The sequence below is a fragment of the Flavobacterium potami genome, from assembly GCF_020026915.1.
Classification (GTDB): domain Bacteria; phylum Bacteroidota; class Bacteroidia; order Flavobacteriales; family Flavobacteriaceae; genus Flavobacterium; species Flavobacterium potami.
The window spans coordinates 343,664-367,398 of sequence record NZ_JAINUY010000003.1; the positions used below are offsets into that span (position 1 = coordinate 343,664).

25 protein-coding genes are annotated in these 23,735 nt (G+C 37.2%); 17 read left to right on the forward strand and 8 right to left on the reverse strand.

Going from position 1 to position 23,735, the window contains the following annotated elements:
* Positions 1–6 precede the first annotated feature (6 nt).
* The 4 genes from K6T82_RS11110 to K6T82_RS11125 all read left to right on the forward strand — a co-directional run bounded on the left by K6T82_RS11110 (position 7) and on the right by K6T82_RS11125 (position 2,916).
* Complete coding sequence (locus K6T82_RS11110; protein WP_223705956.1) at positions 7–900, forward strand: FAD:protein FMN transferase; 894 nt, start codon at positions 7–9, stop codon at positions 898–900.
* The gene (locus K6T82_RS11115; protein WP_223705957.1) at positions 897–1,130 is read left to right on the forward strand and encodes a DUF4266 domain-containing protein; all 234 of its coding nucleotides are present in this window, start codon (positions 897–899) and stop codon (positions 1,128–1,130) included. The genes K6T82_RS11110 and K6T82_RS11115 overlap by 4 nt, the downstream gene beginning before the upstream one ends.
* A gap of 17 nt (positions 1,131–1,147) precedes the next feature.
* Positions 1,148–2,332: a DUF3570 domain-containing protein gene (locus K6T82_RS11120; protein WP_223705958.1), complete on the forward strand. Its 1,185-nt coding sequence runs from the start codon at positions 1,148–1,150 to the stop codon at positions 2,330–2,332.
* A gap of 113 nt (positions 2,333–2,445) precedes the next feature.
* Positions 2,446–2,916, forward strand: coding sequence for a hypothetical protein (locus K6T82_RS11125; RefSeq protein WP_223705959.1), 471 nt, complete (start codon positions 2,446–2,448; stop codon positions 2,914–2,916).
* A 351-nt stretch (positions 2,917–3,267) separates the two neighbouring features.
* Here the strand turns inward: K6T82_RS11125 and K6T82_RS11130 are convergent, their stop codons facing one another.
* Complete coding sequence (locus K6T82_RS11130; protein ID WP_255596546.1) at positions 3,268–3,660, reverse strand: MFS transporter; 393 nt, start codon at positions 3,658–3,660, stop codon at positions 3,268–3,270.
* 433 nt (positions 3,661–4,093) lie between these two features.
* The gene (locus K6T82_RS11135) at positions 4,094–4,390 is read right to left on the reverse strand and encodes a hypothetical protein (RefSeq protein WP_223705961.1); all 297 of its coding nucleotides are present in this window, start codon (positions 4,388–4,390) and stop codon (positions 4,094–4,096) included.
* Between the two features lie 38 nt (positions 4,391–4,428).
* Here K6T82_RS11135 and K6T82_RS11140 point away from each other — a divergent pair, with 38 nt between their 5' ends.
* From K6T82_RS11140 to K6T82_RS11175, 7 genes are all read left to right on the forward strand, one after another.
* Entirely contained in the window at positions 4,429–4,767 is a 339-nt protein-coding gene (locus tag K6T82_RS11140; RefSeq protein WP_129022524.1) for a hypothetical protein, read from the forward strand.
* Between the two features lie 510 nt (positions 4,768–5,277).
* Positions 5,278–5,793, forward strand: a complete 516-nt coding sequence (locus K6T82_RS11145) for a hypothetical protein (protein WP_139261751.1) — start codon at positions 5,278–5,280, stop codon at positions 5,791–5,793.
* 73 nt (positions 5,794–5,866) lie between these two features.
* Complete coding sequence (locus K6T82_RS11150) at positions 5,867–6,727, forward strand: helix-turn-helix domain-containing protein (protein WP_223705962.1); 861 nt, start codon at positions 5,867–5,869, stop codon at positions 6,725–6,727.
* A 101-nt stretch (positions 6,728–6,828) separates the two neighbouring features.
* Positions 6,829–7,122 carry a putative quinol monooxygenase gene (locus K6T82_RS11155; RefSeq protein WP_047096321.1) on the forward strand — a complete coding sequence of 98 codons (294 nt, stop codon included), beginning with the start codon at positions 6,829–6,831 and terminating at the stop codon, positions 7,120–7,122.
* 159 nt (positions 7,123–7,281) lie between these two features.
* Complete coding sequence (locus K6T82_RS11160) at positions 7,282–7,602, forward strand: hypothetical protein (RefSeq protein ID WP_223705963.1); 321 nt, start codon at positions 7,282–7,284, stop codon at positions 7,600–7,602.
* A 445-nt stretch (positions 7,603–8,047) separates the two neighbouring features.
* Positions 8,048–8,554 (forward strand): efflux RND transporter periplasmic adaptor subunit, encoded by a 507-nt coding sequence (locus K6T82_RS11170; RefSeq protein ID WP_223705964.1) that lies wholly within the window; start codon positions 8,048–8,050, stop codon positions 8,552–8,554.
* A complete protein-coding gene (locus K6T82_RS11175; RefSeq protein WP_476702583.1) occupies positions 8,527–8,886 on the forward strand; it encodes an RteC domain-containing protein in 360 nt (119 codons plus the stop codon). The genes K6T82_RS11170 and K6T82_RS11175 overlap by 28 nt, the downstream gene beginning before the upstream one ends.
* 425 nt (positions 8,887–9,311) lie before the next feature.
* Here K6T82_RS11175 and K6T82_RS11180 read toward each other — a convergent pair whose 3' ends face one another.
* Positions 9,312–10,745 carry a hypothetical protein gene (locus K6T82_RS11180; RefSeq protein WP_223705965.1) on the reverse strand — a complete coding sequence of 478 codons (1,434 nt, stop codon included), beginning with the start codon at positions 10,743–10,745 and terminating at the stop codon, positions 9,312–9,314.
* Positions 10,720–11,181: a hypothetical protein gene (locus tag K6T82_RS11185; RefSeq protein WP_223705966.1), complete on the reverse strand. Its 462-nt coding sequence runs from the start codon at positions 11,179–11,181 to the stop codon at positions 10,720–10,722. The genes K6T82_RS11180 and K6T82_RS11185 overlap by 26 nt, the downstream gene beginning before the upstream one ends.
* A gap of 390 nt (positions 11,182–11,571) precedes the next feature.
* Between K6T82_RS11185 and K6T82_RS11190 the strand changes: the two genes are divergently transcribed.
* Complete coding sequence (locus K6T82_RS11190; RefSeq protein ID WP_223705967.1) at positions 11,572–12,609, forward strand: hypothetical protein; 1,038 nt, start codon at positions 11,572–11,574, stop codon at positions 12,607–12,609.
* Positions 12,610–12,629: 20 nt separating this feature from the next.
* Here K6T82_RS11190 and K6T82_RS11195 read toward each other — a convergent pair whose 3' ends face one another.
* Complete coding sequence (locus tag K6T82_RS11195; RefSeq protein ID WP_129022526.1) at positions 12,630–13,295, reverse strand: IS6 family transposase; 666 nt, start codon at positions 13,293–13,295, stop codon at positions 12,630–12,632.
* A gap of 59 nt (positions 13,296–13,354) precedes the next feature.
* On the opposite strand from K6T82_RS11195, the gene K6T82_RS24685 reads away from it, so the two are divergent.
* Positions 13,355–13,543, forward strand: coding sequence for an IS3 family transposase (locus K6T82_RS24685; RefSeq protein ID WP_223706186.1), 189 nt, complete (start codon positions 13,355–13,357; stop codon positions 13,541–13,543).
* Positions 13,544–13,921: 378 nt separating this feature from the next.
* Here the strand turns inward: K6T82_RS24685 and K6T82_RS11205 are convergent, their stop codons facing one another.
* Positions 13,922–15,127: a hypothetical protein gene (locus K6T82_RS11205; protein WP_129022527.1), complete on the reverse strand. Its 1,206-nt coding sequence runs from the start codon at positions 15,125–15,127 to the stop codon at positions 13,922–13,924.
* 348 nt (positions 15,128–15,475) lie between these two features.
* Here K6T82_RS11205 and K6T82_RS11210 point away from each other — a divergent pair, with 348 nt between their 5' ends.
* The 4 genes from K6T82_RS11210 to K6T82_RS11230 all read left to right on the forward strand — a co-directional run bounded on the left by K6T82_RS11210 (position 15,476) and on the right by K6T82_RS11230 (position 18,831).
* The gene (locus tag K6T82_RS11210) at positions 15,476–15,760 is read left to right on the forward strand and encodes a hypothetical protein (RefSeq protein ID WP_129022528.1); all 285 of its coding nucleotides are present in this window, start codon (positions 15,476–15,478) and stop codon (positions 15,758–15,760) included.
* Positions 15,761–16,153: 393 nt separating this feature from the next.
* The gene (locus K6T82_RS11220; protein WP_223705968.1) at positions 16,154–16,375 is read left to right on the forward strand and encodes a hypothetical protein; all 222 of its coding nucleotides are present in this window, start codon (positions 16,154–16,156) and stop codon (positions 16,373–16,375) included.
* A gap of 501 nt (positions 16,376–16,876) precedes the next feature.
* Positions 16,877–17,635, forward strand: a complete 759-nt coding sequence (locus K6T82_RS11225) for a helix-turn-helix domain-containing protein (protein WP_129022529.1) — start codon at positions 16,877–16,879, stop codon at positions 17,633–17,635.
* Positions 17,636–17,667: 32 nt separating this feature from the next.
* Entirely contained in the window at positions 17,668–18,831 is a 1,164-nt protein-coding gene (locus K6T82_RS11230) for an FAD-dependent oxidoreductase (protein ID WP_129022530.1), read from the forward strand.
* A 604-nt stretch (positions 18,832–19,435) separates the two neighbouring features.
* Here K6T82_RS11230 and K6T82_RS11235 read toward each other — a convergent pair.
* Positions 19,436–21,481 carry a kojibiose hydrolase gene (locus K6T82_RS11235; RefSeq protein WP_223705969.1) on the reverse strand — a complete coding sequence of 682 codons (2,046 nt, stop codon included), beginning with the start codon at positions 21,479–21,481 and terminating at the stop codon, positions 19,436–19,438.
* 120 nt (positions 21,482–21,601) lie between these two features.
* A complete protein-coding gene (locus K6T82_RS11240) occupies positions 21,602–23,728 on the reverse strand; it encodes a glycoside hydrolase family 97 protein (RefSeq protein ID WP_129022531.1) in 2,127 nt (708 codons plus the stop codon).
* Positions 23,729–23,735: the final 7 nt, after the last annotated feature.

Genomic DNA, 23,735 nt, shown 5'->3' on the forward strand with positions numbered 1-23,735 from the left:
AAACTCATGGGGAACAACTTTACTATTACTGTTGTGGCCCAAAATGAAAAAACAGGAAATGAGCATATTGCCCTAGCAGTTGAAGAAATCAGAAGGATTGAAAAACTTTTAACTACTTATAAAGAGGACAGCCAGACGAATTTGATCAACGATAATGCAGGAATAGCAGCCGTCAAAGTTGATCTGGAAGTCTTTAATCTCATTGAAAGGTCTATGGGAATTTCCAGAATTACACAAGGTGCATTTGATATCTCTTATGGAAGTATCGATAAAAGCCTATGGAATTTTGACAAAACCATGACCCGTTTACCTGATGCGGAAACGGCACTAAAAATGGTGCATCTTATCGATTATAGAAATATAATCCTGGACAAAGAAAACACCACTGTATTTTTAAAAGAAAAAGGAATGCGGATTGGTTTTGGAGGCATTGGAAAAGGATATGCCGCCGAAATGGCAAAGCAGGTTCTGATGAGAAACAATGTCCACAGCGGTATTATCAATGCCAGCGGGGATTTATCTGCGTGGGGACTTCAGCCTGACGGCAGAAAATGGACTATTGGAGTTGCTGATCCAGACTCTCCCAATGCTGCTTTTTCGTATATGGAAATCTCTAATAAAGCAGTGGCAACTTCTGGAAATTATGAAAAGTTCGTCACCATTAACGGTAAAAAATATTCGCATACCATTGACCCAAAAACAGGTCTGCCTATAACAGGAATAAAAAGTGTTACCATTATAGCTTCAAATGCAGAATTTGCAGATGCGATGGCCACCCCAATTGCTGTGATGGGAATTAAAGCAGGCCTCTTTTTAATAGATCAGATACCTGATTTATACTGCATAATAATTGATGACAACAACAAAATTTACACCTCCAAAAACATCCGTCTAAAATGAAAAAGCCAAAGCAAAAAATTCTCGTACTCTTATGCAGTACTGCTCTTGCCGGCCTGCTGCTCACCTCCTGCACTTCTGTGAAGGAATATCAAAAAGGAAAACTCAATGACTCTGAAATGGTGCTTTCCAACAGGAAAATCGAAAAAACGGAACTTAGTTTCCAATCCTACCGCGAGGGAGCTTCCGGGGCAAATTCAGGAAAAAGCGGCGGCGGGTGCGGCTGTAATTAATTTTCATACGCTAAAAAATGAAAAGAATTTTCATAACAGGATTTGCTTTACTGGCATTGTTTCAGACAAGAGCACAAAATGTACCTGCTGATTCTACCAGTTACAAGAGCAAAAAATTAAAGCTGGAAGAAGTAAATTTAGTCTCAAGCTATTATAAGCAGAATGGAGACAATTCAGCTGTTACAGGAGGGATTGGTTCGCAGCATCTTACCGATATTGCCAATACCATTGATGTAAAACTGGTAAAATACGGAGAAACAGGAATCAAACATACTTTTGATATTGAAGCAGGAATTGACCACTATACCTCTGCCTCTTCCGATATGATTGATTTAAGCGCCAATTCATCTGCTTCTTCTTCAGATAACCGCTTCTACCCTTCATTGACTTATTTAAGGGAAAATGAGGAAAAAGGAAGGACCTATGCCTTCGGGGTCTCGTCATCAACCGAGTTTGATTATCAGTCTTTTGGAGCAAATATTGCCTTCTCGCAAAAAACAAAAAACAAAAACGGGGAATTTACAGCCAAATTTCAGACTTTTATTGATCAGTTAAAACTCATTGAGCCCGTGGAACTTCGCGCGCCCGGAAGCGAAGGCTACGGAAGTGCCAATAGGAATACATTTGCCGGAACGCTGAGTTATTCCCAGGTCATCAATAAAAACCTGCAGGTGCTTCTTGTTGGAGATTTTATCAGTCAGAATGGATACTTAAGCCTTCCTTTCCACAGGGTATATTTTACTGATGGGTCTGTTCATCAGGAGAAAATGCCTGATACCAGACTTAAAATTCCCCTTGGAATAAGGGCCAGTTATTTCCTAGGTGACAATGTGATTATCAGGGCTTATTACAGGTACTATACAGATGACTGGAGCCTGAAAGCACATACGGCCGATCTTGAAATTCCAGTCAAATTAGCTCAGGCATTTTCGATAAGTCCGTTTTATAGATATTATACTCAAACTGGAACGAAATATTTTAAACCTTATGGAGAACATAGCGGAGCAGACGAATATTACACCAGTAACTATGATCTATCTAAGTTTGACAGTAGTTTCTTTGGAATGGGAATGAAATTCACGCCACTTAACGGAATCTTTGGACTTAAACACTGGAATACTTTGGAGATTCGTTATGGGCATTATACCAGAACCACTAATATGACTTCTGATATTATCAGCATTAACATAAAATATAAATAACACATAATCAAACACTTAATCAAACACTTAATCAAACACTTAACAACATATACGTTTTTCGGCACGTTTATTGTTTTTACCGAAATATATTTAATGACTTAAAAAATAAAATCATGAAAACTTTAAAATATTTTTTGATCGGAATTTTATTCCTCTCATTTAGTTACACTCAGGCTCAGGTATCAGTAAATGTGAATATAGGAACACCTCCTGCATGGGGACCTGCCGGTTATTCAGATGTTCGTTATTATTATCTGCCGGATCTTGAAACTTATTATGACGTAAGCACATCAAATTATGTTTATTTAAATAACGGACAATGGGTTAGAACCAGATCGCTGCCTTCAGCCTATAGAAACTATGATCTTTATAATGAGTACAAAGTAGTACTGACTGATTACAGAGGAGACAGACCTTATGACAACTTTAAATCTCACAAAGTAAAATACGGAAAAGGGTATAAAGGAAAACCTCAAAAAACAATAGGACAAAAACCCGGAAAAGGAAATAATAAAGATAAAAGCCACCATGATAATGGAAACCATAATGAAAATGGGAAAGGCAAAGGAAATGGGAAACATTAATCTAAAAGAGGCTTTGGGGAGCCTCTTTTTTTATATCAATTTTCTAAATTATATTGCTGGGCAAAATTATATAAAATTTTAAAAAAGTCTATAAGCCACGAATTGTAAAATCGCGACGAAAATATTTTTTATCTTTTTTTACATCTTTTACATCAATCCCCAACAGGACATCTAAACCAAATTCATAAAGCCACTGGAAGACAGACAACTACATATAATAAGCCAATTTCTTCAAATCATCCAAAAAAAATGTTGAAATTTGTCCCGTAGGGGTCACAAAGCCAAATGGCGCCAATTGAAGACAATTTGGCGCCATTTTTTATTTGTTTGAAATGATTCGCTTTCTTGGCGTTAAAAACCAGCCACTCTTTTTTCTCTTTTATGTTTCGCTTTCATAATTGCAAAAGCCCCGAGAACAATTAGAAGCATTGGAATTGCAGCTATGTTTACTCCTTTCCATCCCCACCTGCTCAGAAGGTCTCCTGCTGAAAGGCTCGAAATGCTCATGATAATGTAAACAAAAAAATCATGAAAAGCCTGGACTTTTTCTTTTTCATCTTCTCGATATACCTTTGACAATAAAGTTGAGCCGCCTACAAACATAAAGTTCCAGCCTATTCCAAGAAAGATAAGACCGGACACAAAATGAAGAAAATCAGTGCCTGTCAGAACCAGATATAAATGCAAAAACAGTATGCCTACACCAGACAGAATTATTCTGCCCGTGCCAAATTTCTCAATCAAAGTGCCGGTAAAAAAAAAGGCACAAACATTCCAAGCACATGCCACTGTATCACAACAGACGAATCATCGCCGGAATAGCCGCAGTGGTGCATTGCCAAAGGTGTTGCGGTCATAATCATTATCATCACGGAATATCCTACTGCCGAGGATAATAAAGCCAAAATGGTTTTATTCTGTCCCATAATTTCCCCCAGCGGTGTTGATTGCTTAAACTGAAAATCCTTCTGCTGCGCCGTTATACGTTTTTTCTCTTTTAGACCAAAAATAACCAGAAAAGAAATGATACTAAAAAAGAGATGGATAAAAAGGAATAGGCAAATGAAACCGCGCCAATATTCTGGGTAGATCTGGCTAAGGCCGGTCCCGCAATTGCGGCCACAACTCCGCCTCCGATCACAAATGATATTGCTTTTCCTTTGATCTTCTGAGGAACCTAATCGGCGGCGGCAAAACGATAATATTGTGTAAAAGCCTGGCAGACTCCTAAAAGGGTGTTTCCTAAAACAAATAGAACAAATGAGTTTTTTAAAATAGCGTAAAATGAAAGCATTCCCGCAAGCACGCCGATGATTGTCCCAATAAGAAATGCTTTTCTCTGGCCCATCTTTTTAATAATAAGAGAAGCGAGAATCATCATAAGAACGGTTCCAACTGAAATCATAGCAATGGGCAGCGTAGCCAGACTTTTCTCTGGCGCAATCTCTAAACCGACAAGACCAGATAAAGCCATAACCAATATAGAGCCCGTCTGAAAAAGAGCTTGGGCAGATGAAAACAATAAAACTGTACTCCATCTTTTTTTTATTTTATTCCTCATACTTTTTTTTAAAATTAAATGACAGTTCCGCAAAAAGCGATTCCCCGCGATCATTGTTGTACCAGTTTTGCAGAGCAGCCTTTCCAGTTTCAAAACTGGCATTCTCAGCTTTCATCTTTTCCATAGGTTGGGATATATCTGGCGAAATTGTAGAAAAAACGGAAGGTGCCGATGGTTTTGAAGTAGGCGAAGCGGTTTTTGCACTTTCACCAAATGCCCGTGGCTATGCCGAATATGTAGCGGTGAAAGTCGATTTTTTAGCTAAAAATATTAGGAGAAAGCAAAAATAAGCAAAACGGTTAAGACCGTTCATATACAGTGGTTTATAAAACGTGAGGCAAAATTTGGAAGTAGGTGTCCGACAAGTTTTGGGCTTAAAATGACAAGGTTAGGTTACTAAATCGTTCAGGCAAATCGGTTTCTTACACCAATGCCGCCCCAACAGAGTTTACCGAAAAACTAAAGCAGTTTGGCGTTCCCGAATTTGCCATTTTACTAACCGCCGGTTTTGCCGAAGATCAGAAAAACCACCAGTTTGAAGAGGTAACAAACGATCTGGAAAACCTTTTGGGAAGAAAACCTTTGGCATTGAAAGAAGCATTAAAAGAAATCTATGAGTTGTAACAGCCCATACGACCTCATTAATGGTAAAATCTTACACCACCACACTCAGAATTTGCCGGGTGTGGTGGTGTATTTTAGATTGTTTTTTTTTTTGTTAGTTTTGCATATATAATTCATCTGACAGATTGATTAAGAATATCCAATATTTCTTCCCAGGTCAGATGCACATAAAAACGATGCAAGATTTTGAGTACATAAAAATTGTTCCTGACAAACGGCTCTCCGGTTTTGTGGAGAGTTTCCTGCTATGCGCCAATCATACCGATGAAGATAAAGAAGTCATTATTTTTCCCGATGGAAGAGTGGACATTATGTTTAGCTGTACAGATCAGGAACCATTGGTAGCCGAATTATTTAATCTGGATAAAAAAGCAAGGCGGTATATTTTCAAAAAGCAAACAAAGCTTTTTATGGTATGTCTTACCTTGCTCGGTGCCGAATACCGGCTCGGATACAACGGGACAGATTTTGGAAAAGATGAGATTCGGCTTCCCGCAGGTTTTTGGGATATTTCTAAAGAAGACCTTACAAGCTTAGATAGCTTTGCAGAAAAGGTTTCGGAAAAACTTTTGGAAATATTCCCGAAAAAGATGGATGAAAGAAAGCAACAGCTTTTTGAGCTTATCTATTCGTCAGGTGGTAAGGCGTTATCAAGTACCCTCCTTACAGCAAGAAAAAACTCAAATGGCTAAAATCGCTTTTGGAACGAATTTTTTAATGACACAACCAAAGAACACTCCGTAAAAAATCAATTTAATTTTGACGATGGACATTACAAACCTTCCCGAAGATCTATGGGAACATAACGAAACTCATACTTCGGATTTGCAAATTTTCAATTACGAAGTGTATAAGAACGGTTCTAGAAACAGGATTGGCCTGAATAAAAATGTATTCAGTTTCTTATTGGATGGTCAAAAAAACATTCACTTTTCTAATGATATCATTTCAATCAATGAAACACAATCGCTACTTATCACATCTAATAATGTTTTGGTTACCGAACTGGTAGGTGTAAGCTCATACCGTTGTTTACTCTTCTTCTTTTCTCACAAAAACATCACCGATTTTTTATTGAAACATTCCCATTCTTTCAGTCAGAATGCCTCAGATAAAAAGATAACGGATATACCTTATTTCCTCTTAGAGAAAGACAATTTTATCATCCATTATATTCATTCGCTCCAACAGATTTTTGGTTTGCAACAATCTATCTCTCAAAAGATTTTGGAACTGAAATTTGAAGAAATAATGCTTTATCTGGCTGATAAATATGGGACGGTATTTTTAGATTACTTACATTATTTACTAATCAATGAAAGAGAATTATCATTTAAAATGGTAATTGAAAAGAACCTTTATACGAACTTGAATATTGACGAAATAGCCTTTCTGTGCAATATGAGTGCCTCTACTTTTAAGAGAAAATTTATAAGTATATACCAGAAATCTCCAGGGAAATGGTTTCAGAAAAAACGGCTTAACAAGGCCAAAGAATTGTTACATAATAACCAAGTCACACCTTCCGAAATTTTTATGGACTTTGGCTATGGCAGCTTGTCAAATTTTAGTGCAGCCTTTAAAAATGAATTTGGGTATAGCCCCAACCACATCCACTCTAATTGACCTCTTTTCATAACTTATTGAACCAAACTAATAAACGAAGCAGCGCTGGTTTTTTCTAATTTTGTCTGATTAAAGAATTGTTTAACTAAAAAATAAAAACAATGAAAAAATTAGGATTGTTAGTTCGGTTGGAAGCAAAGGCCGGCCAAGAAAAAAACGTTGAAGATTTTATTACAGGAGCATTACCGCTTGCTCTTGAAGAAGCCGGTACCGTTACGTGGTATGCATTCCGTATTGATGCTTCTACCTTCGGTATTTACGATACTTTTTCAAACGAAGAAGGCAGAGAGGCACACCTTGGCGGTAAGATCGCAAAAGCATTAATGGAAAATGCACCAGACCTATTGGCAACACCTCCGTCTATTGAAAAATTGGACATTTTAGCTGCCAAATAGCCTAAGATAATACCATTATATTTAAGGGAGGATTTTGCAAAAACTCAGCAAAATCCTCCCTTAATTGTTCAAAAAAATATCTTCTCTTCCTCATTTTTTAGATATTTAAAAAATCAACCCAAAAAAGCTTACGTCCTTTGCATTATCAAATTTAAAGAGATGCAAAAGGTAAAAGAAACCACGGATAAACACCTTGTCCTCGTTGCCGACAGCGATGGGATCAATACCGTTTTCCTGATGCTGGTGGAGCGGCTCAAAGATGACCGTTTGTATGGGGAGCATTTAACGCTGCTCTATGTTTCCGACAATTATGGGTTTGTCTTCAAAGAAGAACTGGATATCCTGACCAAACGTTTTCCAACTCGTTTTTTGACCTGCTACGAAAGTTCCCACCGACAGGAAACACTGGAAGCTATTATCAATACCAACACCAAAAAACAAATGGAATTCCATCTTGATCTGGCAGAGGAAGAAAGATAGAGTATATGTTCCGAACTCCACTTTCTCGGCATTGACGACCGCAACATTCATATCATTACCCATCAATTATATCAAAATCATTAAAAAAAATAAAAATGAAAGCAAGATAAAGCAAGATTAGGTTATATCTCCTTGATCGTAGGTTCTATACTGACATTAGGTTCATGTAAGAACAAAGAAGGAGACACAAAAGAGGAAACGAGCCCCTTTTCGGTAGTTGCCCAGAAAATAGAGGAAAATTCATATGCCTCCAATATCTCTGTAAGCGGTAACATCGAAGGAAACAAGACGGTACGACTGGGCTTTATGGTTGCCGGGAAGATTGACAGGATCAACGTGAACGAAGGACAGAACGTCGGACAGGGACAACTCATCGCAACACTCGATCCTTCCAACTACAGCATTGCCAAAGAGATTACCGATGTACAGGTGAACCAGGCAAGCGATGAGTACAGCAGGCTTAAACTCATGCACGACCGAAACAGCCTTAGCGAAAGCGATTTTAAAAAAATCGACTTTACCCTGCAAGGTGCCAAAGCACAACAAAAATTACAGGGAAAAAATCTTTCCGATACCCGTCTATTCTCCAATCAGCGGAATACTATTACGCAAACTGGCAGAGCCTGGGGAAATTGTTTCAACCGCAACGCCTGTATTGGTTGTAACCGATATCAACAGGGTAAAGGTAAATGCCTATATACCCGAAAACCAGCTCAGCCAGATCCGTATCGGGCAGGAAGCTCAGGTTCTGGTGGGTGCACTGGGTGAAACCTTTACCGGAAAGGTTACGGAGGTTGGCCGTTCTGCCGATGTTACGACACGGGCTTTCACGGTGAAAATTGAGGTTCCCAACCCAAAACACAACATTCGTCCGGGAATGATCGCAGAAGTACAACTGGCTTTTCTACTTCACACGATTTTAAAGTGGCAAAAATTCTTGCAAATGATTTAATTCAAGTTTATCTAGAGAATCAGTTATCGAATTTAAACAAACATATAGGAATTGCGAACAGCGATATTGGAAAGATGAGATTACAATGGACGGAAAGTAAAACAGCCTTAATAGAATTGATCTATGCGTTACAATCTTATGCTGTTTTTGATATGGGAAAGGCTGACATTCAAGCTATCGCTAAATATTTTGAAAATGTTTTTGAAATTGATTTGGGTGATTTTTACCATACGTACCTTGAAATAAGAAACAGAAAAATAAACAGAACAAAGTTTCTTGATTCGCTTAAAGATGCTATCATACGAAAAATGGATGAGCAGGACGAAAAATAGGATTGGATTAAACTCCAATCCTATTTTTTTTGTAATTTAGCATCTGATTTACAAGGAAATTAGAAGAAAAGAAATGTTGTAAGCACCATTACTAAATCGTTACCTACTCCGATAAAGTCTTTTACAAACCACTATTGATGAGCTACTTTAGCTTTTTCTAACGTTTTTGTCTAAAAAAGAAAATCAGGAAATTGTCGAAAGGAATTATAAACTATGGGTCACCAGTGCCAGCATACTGGACTTCCTGTATAATAACGCGATAAAAGGGAGAAGCCAGTCTACAATAGAGGAAATCAAGGAGAAAGCCCATAAATACGTAGTTACAGCAAATCACAATAAGGGCTTGAGAATTCTGGAAGAGAACAATGTAGTCATTTTGACTGGCGAACCGGGAATCGGGAAAACCACCCTGGCAGATAATCTCGTTATCCATTACAATAAACCAACGGGTTTTTATAAGCCCTGCTGTCGATCATCATTTTTGATTCAAAATACCCAAGAGGCTGGATTTCCCCGGAATGCTCATTTTTCCACGATTTGGCCCGCACAATAACCGTATTTTTTACATCATATAAAAATGAGTTTTTATCCTCATTGATGTCTTTAGGTATTCTAGCATGTACTTCATGTTCGAGCCTGTAATAGAGATCCATCAGGTCACGCTCATTTTTCATAGGGTTTAAGTCGTTGTATTCTTCCTTGAATTTTTTAATCTCCAGATATTTTTCCATTGCTTTCTCCAGAGGCTCTAAAAAATCCTGATCTGTCTTGGAACTACCGAGATTTGTTTTTACGGCATCAAGCAGCAGTTCATGGTAAACTTCCAGCACTAATTCGGAAAGCTTATCCTGCAGATACTGCCTTACTTCTTCAAAAGAAGATTCCCTGAATTTCAGCAGCAGTATAAGCAGATCATCAATTGAATAAGGAAAACTACACATGCTTTCCACTGCTTGCATTTGCGCTTCCTTACTCCCCTTTAATAAGTCGATCTGGTATATTCCTCCTCGGATGCGGAGGATAATTTTTAGAGCCAGAAAACTGTAATTTCTAAAACTAAACAAGTGTAGGATCTGCGCCTCGGTTTCTTCCCTGTTTACGTCGAAAAACCGATTAATGACATTATTAAACAATTCAATAGATCCCCTATAACCAAGCGCATCATGTCTTTTGACTAAAATTTCAAAAAGGTACTGCGGGTCTTTATAATTATGGAAAAAGTGCTTTAAGACTTTTAAATTTTTTGTGCTCTCCAGATATACGTTTAGTAAATAGTACTTTTCAAATTCATAATCCTCCATATTGTATTGGATATTACTAAGCACGGTCTGAGCAGTTTTATGGTCCTCTGCCTGCAGCATCGTGCGGATTTCTTTGATGCAGTCGGCCTTCAACTGGTTAGAAGCGGTATTATTTTCAATTATACGGCATAATAGAAGACTTTTTAGGTCTGCCAACTCCTCACTTACAGGTTCCAAATCACTAAGAAGCTGAAAGAGTTTTTTAATCATTGGCTTGTCGGAAAAAGTAAAACCGCTCAATGCTTTCAAGGCTATAACTTTATTTTTTTCATACAGTGATAAAACCGTACCGAAAATACTATTCTGACTTTTTGGAAACAGTCCAATGAGCAAAGGCGGAATAAAAAACTCATATTTTTCGTTAATATCCCTGCAGGCATATTCAGCAAGGCTTTGTGCGGTATCGAAGTAATCTTCCGACAATCCCTTCAGAAAATTATATGTGAAATTATGACTGTATTTCTCTTGCGCATTATAATCCAAACAGGATCTCAAAACCGTTTCTTCACTGGAGTTGGAAACAATTAAAAACTTAAAATAGAGCGATATAAAATCCAAACGCTGCTTTCTGTCCTTTTTTTTTATCTTTTAAAATCTTTATAAAATGCTCATAAACCACTTCCGGATCGTTTAGCTTCTGAAGTAAAAACACCTTAAAGGCGTTAATCAGCTTATCCAGATTGTTTTGTTTATAATCAGGACTATTTATATTAAGAAGATATTCCTTCAAATCATCAGCAAAATGCAGAGCATCTCTAATCACAGTACTCGGTTTGCAATCCAGTTTCTTTTCAGACACCGCCAGAAGTTGCTCATTAAATAAAATAGAATCAAAATTTATTTCAAGAAACCCAGAACTGCCATTGGCAGTTCGTAAGATTTTCTGCTCTAATAGCAGATCATAATCTGCTATTTCGGCGCACTCGTATTTATCCTTTAAAGCTAAAAATATACTGGCAACCAGCTTAAATATAGGTTCATTTATTTTAATCATGGAATTCAGATTGATTAATTCGTAAGCGCTGAAAAACTAACTGTAAGTTTTATTCGCTTAATCAAACATACAAAATTGCTAGTATTCTGTTTTACGTTTTCCCACAGTATTTACTTAAAACTACATATAAATTCCCTACAGCTTTAATATAAAGATATTCTGTCTAGGCTTAGCTGTATCAAATATCATGAATACTATTTTACTATACTTATCATTTAACGGAATTAGTTTCACTCCTACTGACTAAAAATCTAACCAAAAGCAATATAGAGTTATTAAATAAGAAGTCATTTAAGTATAACCACCTGTTTTTTATACTTTTTTTTTTATAATTTGCATAGTAACTAAAGATACTTTTTCGCATGTTTAAGAATTAATGATTTTTTTCAAATGAGCAGCAATTCACCCGACTTTACAGAAAACACCAAAAAGATACTGTCAAAAATGGCAAGCGAACGATGCTGCTTATGCGAGGAAATTACTAGTATGCCGAATTCTACAGAATCAGGCTATGTGCGCATCGGTGAAGCCGCACACATCTCTGGAGCAAGAAAATCATCAGATGTGAGATTTAATGAAAATCTGACTAATGAGGAAAGGAAAAATCTCAGCAATGGAATTTGGCTCTGCTGCAGCTGTCATACAAAAATTGACCAGGACGAAAAGTTCTATACCACGGAAGTTCTGGAAAAAATAAGAAGCGATCATTATAATAGAATCTTGGATGGGCGTTATGATAAAAGTTCATTTGCAAAAATTGACCAGCTAAACGTGGCATTGCAAGCTCTTAACGAAAAAATTGCCGATAAGGAAAAACTGCACAAGCAAAGCAGCACACTCTATGAATCTGAAATTAGTGGTCTTCGTCTGGAAATACAGCATATCAAAAGGCAGAAAGAAAAACTCTGGGAAGATTACAATTCCATCCTCCAGAATCTTGATCTTGCTGATAATTTTGAAGTGCTTTACAAACTGGTGTTCACAGACAACGATCTGGAAAGCGCACTAGAATATTTATCAGACCAAAAACTGGAGAAAGATGCCATAAACTTGGCACAGAAATACCTTCTAAAAGCTGACATATTTAAACTGCAGCATAACGCCGAGGCCTCAGATTTTTACAAAAAAGCATATGCGGTGCATCCAACAGTAAGAACTGCAGGATTCTATATCCGGTACCTGCGGGACGTCCAAAATTTTAATTCTTTAATTGCCTTTATGTTAGAGGTTCTTAACACACCGATGAAAATTGAGGACAGGATTGCCTTAAATGGCCAGCTTGGCACCATATACAGCAAAATTGATCCAACTGAAGCTGTTAATTATTATAAGACGGCATTAAGATTTATCGACGAAAAAATTCCGCACGACCCATTTTATTATACTTTAAAAGCAGGGTTCTGTCGCATCTGTCAGAATCAAATATAAAAATTGAAGTAATTTAAAAGTTAGCCCGCCAATTTACAGAATGATTTAAACATAGTCATCCCTGGTCTAACCATTTGATTCTTTCTCAGCATATGCACAACTTCAATTCCGCTCAATGTTCGTCTTGCCGATTCAAAACTTTTAAAGCCTAACCCATTTTGTATCCTCCATTTTATAAATCGATGGTCCTGTTCGACAATATTGTTGAGATATTTACACTGCCGGATTTTAATCTTTGTGAATGAACGTTTGTTATAGACTTTGATAGCGGCAGTATTAGAACCGCTTTTATCAATGTTTACTACTCTTGGTCTGTAGTTATTACTAATTGCTTTAATTAGAAATGACTGCGCACTCATTCTTTGTCTTTTTCTGGTCAAAAGAAAATCAACCGTATTGCCTAATTTATCTACTGCCCTATATAAATAACACCAAATACCTTTTACTTTGATGTAGGTCTCATCCAATCTCCAACTCTCCCCCACTCTGCCTTTTCTCTTCTTCATTTCTGCCTCAAGCAAAGGTGCAAACTTGTAAACCCAACGCTGAATCGTCGCATGATCCACAATGACTCCTCTAATCTTCATTAGTTCTTCAACATCACGGTAACTAAGTGTAAATCTTAGCTTGAAATATACTGCCTGAAGAATTATGTATTTTGGATAACAATGACCTTTAGTATTCATCTTTTGATCGGTTTAAAATTCTAAAGATAAAAGTTATTCCCAGATGCGACAGAACCACTATCTATCATAAGTACAAAAAGCGTTACGGTTCCAAACGTATTGCTGCAGAACTCCAATTTATGGGATATAAAATATCATCCACGACAGTCTACAAATACATGCACGAACTGGATCTGCCTGTCAAGACAAAAAAAATTAAAGGAAATCCGGCATATCAAATATCTGTAAGGAATCTGAGCGGGCATTGAATTTTATCAGCAGTGCAACATCCCTATAGCGAATGCGTTTATCACATGTGCCCCTCAAGCCGAAAGCTGCAAAAGAAAGAAAGAAAGAAAGAAAGAAAGAAAGAAAGAAAGAAAGAAAAGAACACGTTCAAAAAAAACAATGTTCTTTCCTTGTGCAGCAAAATCGCAGTAATTAAAGCGGCGGCAAAAACAGTATAACGCATAACATAATCAGGCCGTAAATGGCAAACAGCACAAAAAGCTCTCTTTTATGCCGTCGCCTAATCTGAGCCAGTCTTGCTTTGAGTGCAGCCTTTTCTGACGCAATAATATCAAGGTATCTGTCTGGCATGTCTACAAAAATCTAAAAATGCATATACATTTATCGGTCCCATTTTTCTAAAATCCAGGCAGCACCTGAACACCGACCACCACTTTGCTGCTTCTGATTTTCTCATCGCTTCCGAAAGCATTCACTATTGCCGATATTCGGAACTGGTTGAGCATCGTCACTCCTGCTATTATCTTCCCGTTGAGAAATGGCTTTTCGTTATGGAGTCCCAGATTATTATAAAATTCATTTGTTCCTACGGTATAATTTGCATTTCCCTGCAGAAAAAAATTGAACTTCTTATTATCGGAAGAAATACCAAGATAGGCATTCAGCCCAGCTGTGCCATTTCCTGTAGACGTATTGACATTGCTGCTAAATCCTTCCAGATCCATCGCTCCTCTTAAATTGGCATATCCATAAAATGTGATCTGGTCACCGTTATTCTGGTTTGTTGTAAAAACTGGCAGGATTACGTCGAGATAAAAGTTGCCCCCTCCGTTTATCAGGCGGCTGAAAGCTTCCTGTTCGGTTTTCTTCTTTGTCTGTTCATCTGGCGCTTCTTGCGTATCGGCGCTCTTGCTGTTGGAAATCGAAAGCACACTGCCAAAGGATACGCGCAGCGCCCACATATTATCTGTTACCACTTCTGTCTGTACTGCGGAAGCATCACTGTTGGCGTTTAAGGCAAAAGAGTTCAGCAGTATGGTTTTATCAGTCTTATTGCTGTACATATCGTGAAAAAACTTTTTACGGTTAATTTTTTTCCATGAAGGAAAAAACCATGGAAATTTACCGAAAGCAGCCACTGTTTCATCCCTTTCAATCTCAAGGGCCGCTATTTCCTTTCTCTTTTTTGCTATCAGATTGTAAATGGAATCTATCTGTCCAAGCGTAAGCTTGTCGCTTTTCAGGCCTTGGGCGTATACATTATTGATGGTATCCCTTTTCTGATTGATCAATTTATTGAAAAGTTCGCTATAATCTTTTTTCGCATCTACATTTCCGTAAATCTGAAGGGCATTAATCAGATCGGTGTTTACCTGTTTTTCGGCTGTGATGGCGGCTATTTTATTTATGTCTTTCTCATTCTTAGCTTCCGCGTCCAGCGCATCATTTTTTGCCTTCAATGTTTCTACCTTATCATCAATTTTTTTGGTGTAGGAATCGCTGAAATAAGACACGCGCTGTGCTTCATTAATGGAAGGTGTCTGGGCCTGCAGCTTTAAAGCAAAGCAGATGAGAAGTACAGCAGAAATGTAATTTTTTCTCATGTTATTTTGGTTATTTAAGGGTTACTTGCTCGTAGTATTATGCATTAGTCCATAAGGAGCTATAGCACTGGTTTACAGTTCAAATATATACTTTTAAGATAATGATTCAACGAGTATTTATACGTATTTTTGTACTAAAAAAAAGAAAAAAAAACATTTATTTTTATTCAAAGCGGCAAAGTCTGCCGGATCCCAAATACAAAAAACAAAACATTCCGATTTACAGAGTGCAAAATCATCACTAAAAAAATCTATCTTGGCAGAAGCAGCATCAAAAAACAGAAAATGAAACCTAAATTGAACCAGAAGGCATAATTTTACGTATATTTAAAATAAAGACTCCGCATCATGGGAACCTCATCTATTATACAAGAAATCCTTCAAATTCTTTCTGTCAGATATGGGATGAGCTGTTCTCTGGAAGAACTGTCACAATTAATTGGCCCGGCCGTTGACACCTCCAAGCAAACCTCGAGCGGCAATCCGGCTGAAAAGGAAAAACAGGCATTAATACTGGAAACTCTCATCCTGCTCCACGATCGAGGTTTAATCTTTTTAGATTCCGCTACAGACAGAAGCGTGATTACAATAAAAGGACTGCTTAAAATCCATAATAGTATTTTATGCAATTAACTTCAGAATGATGCAGCTGCCCAGCTCATTTTCCTTTAATTGGAATGAAACGCTACGCGGTCAACCCTTCTTTTTTTTACCACCAGATTGAGCCTCATGGTCATTGACAATAGAAGAACGAAAGGTTTTGAGCTCGATCTTACAGTCGGGATTATCTGCGACCATCCCCACAAATTTACCTGACCTTAAAGACGGAATCTTCGATGGCGGCACTGCGGCTTTGAGCTGTCTGGGTACGGCTGCCAGCCTTATGATTATGATAACGAAACATTGGGCACATTTCTGCTTCCATTTGCATTTCAATATACCGGCAGTTCACTGCTCAGCATTTCAATTGTGGTGGGATTTTGGGGTATTATGTATGGACCATGCTTCCTAATTGGCGTCGGCCATATGGTATCGGCTGCATCTGATGCAAAAGAATTTGCGAACAGTCTTCAGACTTCGTTTGGAAATCTTGGTGTTTCCCTAGGTACTTCTATAGACGGGTGGTTTATTAATCATTACGGAATATCAATTACGCCATGGATTGGTCTGGCTTTCGGTGCACTGGCTGTAATTGTAATTTTTTGGAGAGCCTCGCTGGATAGAGCTATTAAAGCTGAGTACCTTTAAGATTTGTAAAAAATATTATTCAAAATTGAAGTCTTTGAAGACCGCATTTTTTTTGAGAAAAGTGTATATAATTTGATTCTTTTGTATAGCATACTCAGGATGGACTTGATTCTATTTTTAAACAAATGCTTAAGCCACATCTAAACCAAATCACCAAAACCACTGAAAGACAAATATCTACATATAATAAGCCAATTTCTTCAAATCATCCAAAAAAATGTTGAATTTATCCCGTCGGTCACTTAAAGAGACAACTATATAATAGTTGTCTCTTTTTTTATGCACTAATGTGTAGATTTTTTAAGCCTTTTGTTGTCCAACTGAGGATAAAAATTGATTCATTTCTTAACTATCATTTTGTTCTTATACAATCCCATTTTATTCTAAAAACTTATTTAAAACCATGGGGTCTAGATTTAATACTTTTCTATTCTTTCAAATTTTATTTATTAGAATTTTAAAACCGATTTCATTATTTTTATTTCTCAAATAACAAAAAAAATGGCTGGCGATTTCATAACATACAGAAAAATTGAAGCAGACCAATCGATTGCAGATTTTGTTGAATGCTTTTGGATGGCTGAAAATTCCAGCGGAATTGAAAAAGAAGTTATTGTTATGCCTGATGCCAGTTTTGACCTGATTCTCTCACAAGATCAGGATGAACCGTTTCAAATTTGCTTACTTGGACTTGGGACATCTTATGATAAAAGAAAAGTGGATGGAAATACCAAAATGTACTTTATCAGTTTCAAACTTATTTCGGCTGAATACTTATTTAATAGATCCATCGCAGATCTTATAAATGAATTTGAATTAATGCCCAATAATTTCTGGAGTTTTGGAAAAAATGACTTAACAGATTTTGATACTTTCTGTCTTAAAGCGACTAATATTATAAAACAATTAATTCCAAAAGACATCGATAACAGAAAGAAAAAACTTTTTGAATTAATTTATGCATCAAATGGTGAGATCTCAGTTGCCGAATTAGCTGAAAAATCTTTCTTGACCAGCAGACAAATCAATCGCTATTTTACCAAATATTTTGGAATCTCATTAAAAGTTTATTGTCGATATCTTAGATTCAAGGAATCATTCGAGCAGATAAAAAATGGAGAGCTTTTCCCTAAACTGGATTTTTCTGATCAGGCACATTTCAGCAGAGAAGTAAAAAAAATATCCGGAGTCAATCCCAGAGAATTGTATAGAAATCAGAATGACCGATTTATTCAAGTTTCTGCCATCCCTGATAAATAATTTTGTGCTGTAAATATTAAAAATACAGCATTATGTTATTGAAAGATAAAAAAGTAGCCATTATAGGCGGCGGGCCGGTAGGATTAACAACTGCAAAAATTCTTCATCAGAAAGGAATTGATGTAACAATATATGAAAGAGATTTGAATGCCCAATCAAGAGTATCTTGGGGAACACTTGATATTCACATAACTACAGGACAGATCGCTTTAGAAAAAGCGGGCATACTTGAAATTTTCTATCAGAATTCAAGACCTATAGGGGAACGTCAATTAGATACGCAGGGAAATGTACTGGAAGAAAACCTGCCAACAGAAGAAAATCAGCATGAAAAACCTGAAATAGACAGAAACGATTTTAGACGAATTTTTCTTGAAAATCTGCATCCAGATACTGTGGTTTGGGACTCACAATTGATAGACATTACTAAGAAAAAAGATCAATATAATTTAAATTTTAAAAACGGAACAAAAGCAACTGCCGATTTTGTAATTGTAGCCAATGGAGGCAGCAGTAATGCCAGAAAATTTGTTACCGACATCGAACCTAGATACACAGGTACATTTATTATACAGGGAGAGGTTTTAGACCCCCTTAAAAGCTGTCCAAGTTTTAAAAAACTCTGCGGTAATGAAAATACTGGGACGGGTGCTGAAGGCAAGTTTTTTTATACTCAAACAAAATCAAAAGGTGCTCTAAATTATTTTATCTCTTTTCGTGCAGATGAAAATTGGGCCGAACAAAACAATATAATTTTTTCCCAGCCAGAGTCTGTAAAAGAATATTTAAACAAAATTACCAAAAACTGGCATCCAACCTTTAAGGAATTATTTGACGCCACAGATAACTTCACAGGTCTTCCTATGCGAAGAATGTACCTGGACCAGCCATGGAAAAGCCAAAGCGATATTACATTAATTGGTGATGCAGCGCACCTGATGCCTCCGTTTGCAGGTATTGGCGTAAATATAGGCTTATTAGACGCTCTTCATTTAAGCACGAATCTTACTGAATGCAATTTTCCAGACACATTATCAGCTGTTAGAGATTATGAGCAAAAAATGTATGTTTACGCTCATGAAGCCCAGCAGCAAACTGCTATGGCTGAAGAAATGATTCATTATGATGACGAAGAAAATGAAGATGAAAGGAAACGAGCCAAAGAAGAATGGGACAATAAACTGAGAGGCAGGTAATCAACATATAACCCCTACAGGACATACAAACCGCTCTTGAATAAAAATTCAAAATAATTATCTTACAAATTCACCTGAAAATAAGCTAATTTCTTTAAATCATTCATGAAATGGTTTGTAAATTGTTCAGTAAGGTCACATAAGGAGACAGCTAGCAAATAGTTGTCTCTTTTTTTATACACAAACTTATAGATTTATCAAGCCTTCACAGCCTAATATCTGTGGTTCGATTTTTTCACAAGAAATTCTTAGCCTGTTTGAAATAAACAGTCTTAAAGTGTTGCTATTAGAGATTTAATCGAATCTCGAGCATGGTTCGAAATCCCGTTAAGGATATAGATATTTTTCTCTACTGCTTTATCGTATTTTTTTGATACTAAATATAGTAATTTTAAAATAATTTTAGCTTGCTTCTCACCTACCCTGAATTTCCTTTTTGAAAATACAGCAAACTAAATAGGCAAATTATCCGTATTTTAATAAAATTTAGAAAATATTCTATAATACCAGTTAACAACAAAAACTTTACCTATTTTACCAAAAAAAGACGGTATATGAATTACCTAAACCGCCTATTTATCTTCTATTAATTAAGATACGAAATTTACTGAGCTCTAATGAAAGTCTTCTTTTCTGCTCCAACTCCTGTAATTGTTACTTTTTTCCAATTTTTAGGCAATACTGATTTGACTTGTTTAATACCTCCGCCTGCATCTATATCCAAACCTCCGAATCCCATCATAACTGCCTGCAGAACACCCCCGGCACCTGTTGCAAAATAAGGGTTTGTTCCGCCCTTGCATTCTGCAATGACCCTAAAGGGAGGATTTAGATTTGGCTGATAGGCATCTTTAAACCAATGATAAGCCTGATCGCTGTCTCCTAAACGGCTGTACAGCAATGAAAATATGGCTTGTGTCATAGCTGGTGTATCGGAATGGGGTATTTTAGTTTCATAGAATTTTAAATCCTTTTCTATTTGATTTCTGTCAGTTATAATCTGCAATGGATATGCCAGCAGATTGACGTCGGCCTGCTTAATATTCTGATCTGAATAGCTGTCGTGTTCCCGCGTCACACCGTTGCTCATTTTTGAAATAGGAATTTTTGTAGCGATCAGATTCCATTCCTTTGGAGCTGTACCGCCCAAAACAGCTGCGCATTTAGATGCATACTGCAGATTTCTGATAGCTGTTCCGTTCGTATAAGCATTATTGTCAATATTCTCAGCCCATTCATCTGCTGCAACAACATTCTTTATTTCATACTCACCTTTATCATTCTTCTCTACTCGGCTCGCCCAAAATTCTGCAGTTGCTTTTAATATCGGCCATCCTTTTTCTTTCAGCCATTCCTTGTCCCCCGTAACCAGGTAATACTGCCAGGCCGCAATAGCAACATCTCCCGTGATATGATGTTCAAATGCTCCCGTTAAAGCATTGACTGGAGTTTCTTCAGATCCTGAATCTGCACTTTCCCAAGGATACATTGCGCCGTCATAACCATATAACGCAGCTTTTTTACGTGCGGCATCCAATCTCTGAAAACGATACTCAATCATGCTTTTAGCTATGTCAGGATGAAGCAATAGCATCGGAGGAAACATCCAGATTTCGGTATCCCAAAACACATGTCCGTTATATCCCAGCCCGCTAAGTCCCATTGGAGATGGAGAAAGGGATGTGTTTTTTCGTGTGAAGGAATAGAGGTGATAAAGCATGCTTCTTACGTCCTGCTGGGCCTGGGGATCACCCTCTATTTGTATATCGCTCTGCCATAAGGTATTCCATTCCTGCATATGCCTGTTTAAAAGCCTTGACTTTCCTTCTAAGGCTGCATAAATAGTCAACCTTTCTGCTTCATTATAAGGATCATTTATATGATCTGATGATATAAGGCTGCCTATCAAAGCAAAAGAATAGGTCTGGCCCGCTTTTAGTTTTTTGTCAAATGACATGGCATGCATATCAGCGTCATTCATTCTATGCAGAATCTCAGGCTGCTGCTTTTTTCCTTCATCAAACAGAAATGTATTTGAAACAGCTATTTTAGATCTTCCTCTCGGCGTATAGGCGACAGAAGTCAATAATGGTATATTGATATGGGCATTTGTAATATTCTGAAAATAATTCTGCTGATTATTAAGTGACGAAGGAGTCTCCAAAAGATTCTCCACGTTGATATCCACATCTTTTTGTGTATTTACACTGACTACCATCATCACGCAATGCGGAAGATGTCGCAAAGCATAGTATGAATAAGTTACAGAAGCAAAATCCTTAAATTGAAAAGAACCGGTGAAAGCTCCATTGCGCATATCCAATTCCTGTTTATAATTATTAATATTATAGGTCTGCACAGATTCACCATTAAAAGCCAGTCTTATATTCAGCAGATTGTAATTTGGAATGAAACTGCTAACCCTGCCGCGCTTGTAGATATCGTAAGTTCCTGCCAATACGACTTCTTTCACCTTTAAAGGCTCTGGCGATGAGATGATTCCGATCATGCCATTGGCCACCGTTTCTCCATAATAATTATTGGAATCCGGTTTATCAGCCGAAAGCTTCCATGGATCCTGGCTATACAGATAATTGCTGCCATATAGCATCAAAAAAAAGAAAACAAGATTAAATATGTATTTTTTCATCTTAGATAAGTTTAAATATACAAGAGGTTAGTTATAATGCATAAAGATCGCTGCAGTCTGTTTAACAGCAACGATCCTTAAAAAAAACTAATTAATTAAATTTTTAGTCCATTTAGGTCTTTATCTCTTTTTTTTAGCTGTCTCAGCTACTGGATAAAAACTAATTGCATATCCTCCACCCGGGGCCGAATACTGCGAAAGCTTTGAATTGCTTGTCACAACAACTTTACGGATGGTGTAGGCCTGAGTATTAGTTTTATAATTTGCGTCTTTAGCATCAGCATAAATTGTAGCAGTATACTTTTTGCCTTTTTCAAGAAATCCAAGATCAATATTAGATACACGTCGAGTTTCTCCATTTACATTTCCTAAAAACCAGTTGTCAGTTCCTTTGGCCTTTCTGGCTACTGTAATATACTGTCCCGGTTCAGCTTCAAGATATCTACTGTCATCCCAATCCACCGCAACATCTTTAATAAATTGGAAAGCATCTGCAAAACGTTCATAGTTTTCAGGAAAATCTGCCGCCATTTGCAATGGACTGTACATGGTTACATAAAGTGCCAATTGATTTGCAATAGTAGCATTTACATGTGAACCATTTGTAACATCCATTTCAAAAATTCCCGGAGTATAATCCATCGGTCCCCCTATTAACCTTGTAAAAGGCAATATTGTAACATGGTTAGCATTATTTCTGTCATTACCGAAAGCCTGATACTCAGTTCCTCGCGCAGATTCATTGCCGATAAGATTAGGATAAGTACGTGCAATACCGGTTGGACGCACCGCCTCGTGCGCATTTACCATAATCTGGTAATCTGCTGCTTTTTCGACAGCATATTGATAATGATTATTTGTCCATTGGCTGTAATGCGTTTCGCCAAGTGGAAGTATATTACCTACATATCCGCTTTTTACAGCATCATATCCGTATTGCTTCATCAATTTGTATGCAGCATCCATATGGCGTTCATAATTACGTACAGCTCCCGAAGTTTCATGATGCATAATAAGTTTTACATGCTTTGCATGTGCATAATCATTTAATCCTTTCAGGTCAAAATCAGGATATGGCGTAACAAAATCAAAAACATAATCTTTCTCGTGGCCAATCCAGTCTTCCCAGCCTTCATTCCATCCTTCCACCAACACGGCATCAAATCCATTTTTAGCTGCAAAGTCTATATACTTTTTTACATTGGTATTAGTGGCACCATGTTTTCCATTTGGTTTGGCTTTAGAGAAATCAGTAACGCCAAGCTGAACTGAAGGAAATTCATCAGTGTAAGACCAAGTGCTTTTTCCTGAAATCATTTCCCACCATACACCCACGTATTTTGTTGGTTTAATCCATGAAGTTTCTTGAATTTTACTTGGTTCATTTAAATTATAAGTCAATTTCGAAGCCAAAATGTTACGAGCATCATCACTTACAATAACAGTTCTCCATGGCGTTTTGCAAGGTGCCTGCATCTTGCCTTTATCCCCATGCGAATCAGGGGTCAGCCATGATTCAAATACAAAATTTTTATCATCCAGATTAAGATGCATACAAGAATAATTAATTAGAGCTGCTTCATGAAGGTTAATATACAATCCATCCTGGCTTTTCATCATCAGTGAAGTCTGCACACCGGTTGGAGAGAACGAAGTCTGCGAAGCATTCCCTTTTGTATATGCTTTTTCCATCAAGCCTCTTATTTCAGAAAGTTTTGAAGTGGTATAATTGTATTCCTGCGTATCATAGTCTCCGGGAATCCAATAAGCGGTATGATCTCCCGCCATAGCAAACTGGGTTCGTTCTTCTTTAATGGTGAAATAAATCAGGTTATTTTGCTGGGGAAATTCATAACGGAACCCCAGTCCATCATCAAAAAGACGAAATCTAATGATCATTTTTCGATCCGTTTGTTTTTGGTTTAAAGTTACCGCCAATTCATTATAATGATTACGAATTGACGCTACTTCTCCCCAGACAGGTTTCCAATTTTCATCGAAAGAACTGGCTTTAGTGTCTTCTATTCTAAAATCATTTACTAATGACTTATTATCATTTTTAAGGGTAAAACCTAACTTGCTTGTTTTTATGACATCTTTGCCTTTATAGATTAGTTTATAAACCGGAGTTCCGTCTGCCTCCAGGGAAAAGTGCATTAAAAAGTTGCCATCTGGCGATTTTAAATCCTGTGCATTGGCAGAAAAAATGCCAAACCACAAAATAGCGGTGAGAAAAAAGTGTTTCATTGTGAGT

Excerpts from the sequence above, each read along its gene's own strand:
- K6T82_RS11160 (WP_223705963.1), top strand. The coding sequence starts at position 7,282 with ATGCAAAAGGTAAAAGAAACCACGGATAAACACCTTGTCCTCGTTGCC.
- K6T82_RS11150 (WP_223705962.1), top strand. The coding sequence starts at position 5,867 with ATGGACATTACAAACCTTCCCGAAGATCTATGGGAACATAACGAAACT.
- K6T82_RS11220 (WP_223705968.1), top strand. The coding sequence starts at position 16,154 with ATGGTATCGGCTGCATCTGATGCAAAAGAATTTGCGAACAGTCTTCAG.
- K6T82_RS11145 (WP_139261751.1), top strand. The coding sequence starts at position 5,278 with ATGCAAGATTTTGAGTACATAAAAATTGTTCCTGACAAACGGCTCTCC.
- K6T82_RS11125 (WP_223705959.1), top strand. The coding sequence starts at position 2,446 with ATGAAAACTTTAAAATATTTTTTGATCGGAATTTTATTCCTCTCATTT.
- K6T82_RS11230 (WP_129022530.1), top strand. The coding sequence starts at position 17,668 with ATGTTATTGAAAGATAAAAAAGTAGCCATTATAGGCGGCGGGCCGGTA.
- K6T82_RS11235 (WP_223705969.1), bottom strand. The coding sequence starts at position 21,481 with ATGAAAAAATACATATTTAATCTTGTTTTCTTTTTTTTGATGCTATAT.
- K6T82_RS11110 (WP_223705956.1), top strand. The coding sequence starts at position 7 with ATGGGGAACAACTTTACTATTACTGTTGTGGCCCAAAATGAAAAAACA.
- K6T82_RS11170 (WP_223705964.1), top strand. The coding sequence starts at position 8,048 with ATGAGTACAGCAGGCTTAAACTCATGCACGACCGAAACAGCCTTAGCG.
- K6T82_RS11155 (WP_047096321.1), top strand. The coding sequence starts at position 6,829 with ATGAAAAAATTAGGATTGTTAGTTCGGTTGGAAGCAAAGGCCGGCCAA.
- K6T82_RS11115 (WP_223705957.1), top strand. The coding sequence starts at position 897 with ATGAAAAAGCCAAAGCAAAAAATTCTCGTACTCTTATGCAGTACTGCT.
- K6T82_RS11195 (WP_129022526.1), bottom strand. The coding sequence starts at position 13,295 with ATGAATACTAAAGGTCATTGTTATCCAAAATACATAATTCTTCAGGCA.
- K6T82_RS11210 (WP_129022528.1), top strand. The coding sequence starts at position 15,476 with ATGGGAACCTCATCTATTATACAAGAAATCCTTCAAATTCTTTCTGTC.
- K6T82_RS11185 (WP_223705966.1), bottom strand. The coding sequence starts at position 11,181 with ATGATTAAAATAAATGAACCTATATTTAAGCTGGTTGCCAGTATATTT.
- K6T82_RS11135 (WP_223705961.1), bottom strand. The coding sequence starts at position 4,390 with ATGGCTTTATCTGGTCTTGTCGGTTTAGAGATTGCGCCAGAGAAAAGT.
- K6T82_RS11140 (WP_129022524.1), top strand. The coding sequence starts at position 4,429 with ATGAAAACAATAAAACTGTACTCCATCTTTTTTTTATTTTATTCCTCA.
- K6T82_RS11120 (WP_223705958.1), top strand. The coding sequence starts at position 1,148 with ATGAAAAGAATTTTCATAACAGGATTTGCTTTACTGGCATTGTTTCAG.
- K6T82_RS11190 (WP_223705967.1), top strand. The coding sequence starts at position 11,572 with ATGAGCAGCAATTCACCCGACTTTACAGAAAACACCAAAAAGATACTG.
- K6T82_RS11205 (WP_129022527.1), bottom strand. The coding sequence starts at position 15,127 with ATGAGAAAAAATTACATTTCTGCTGTACTTCTCATCTGCTTTGCTTTA.
- K6T82_RS11225 (WP_129022529.1), top strand. The coding sequence starts at position 16,877 with ATGGCTGGCGATTTCATAACATACAGAAAAATTGAAGCAGACCAATCG.
- K6T82_RS11240 (WP_129022531.1), bottom strand. The coding sequence starts at position 23,728 with ATGAAACACTTTTTTCTCACCGCTATTTTGTGGTTTGGCATTTTTTCT.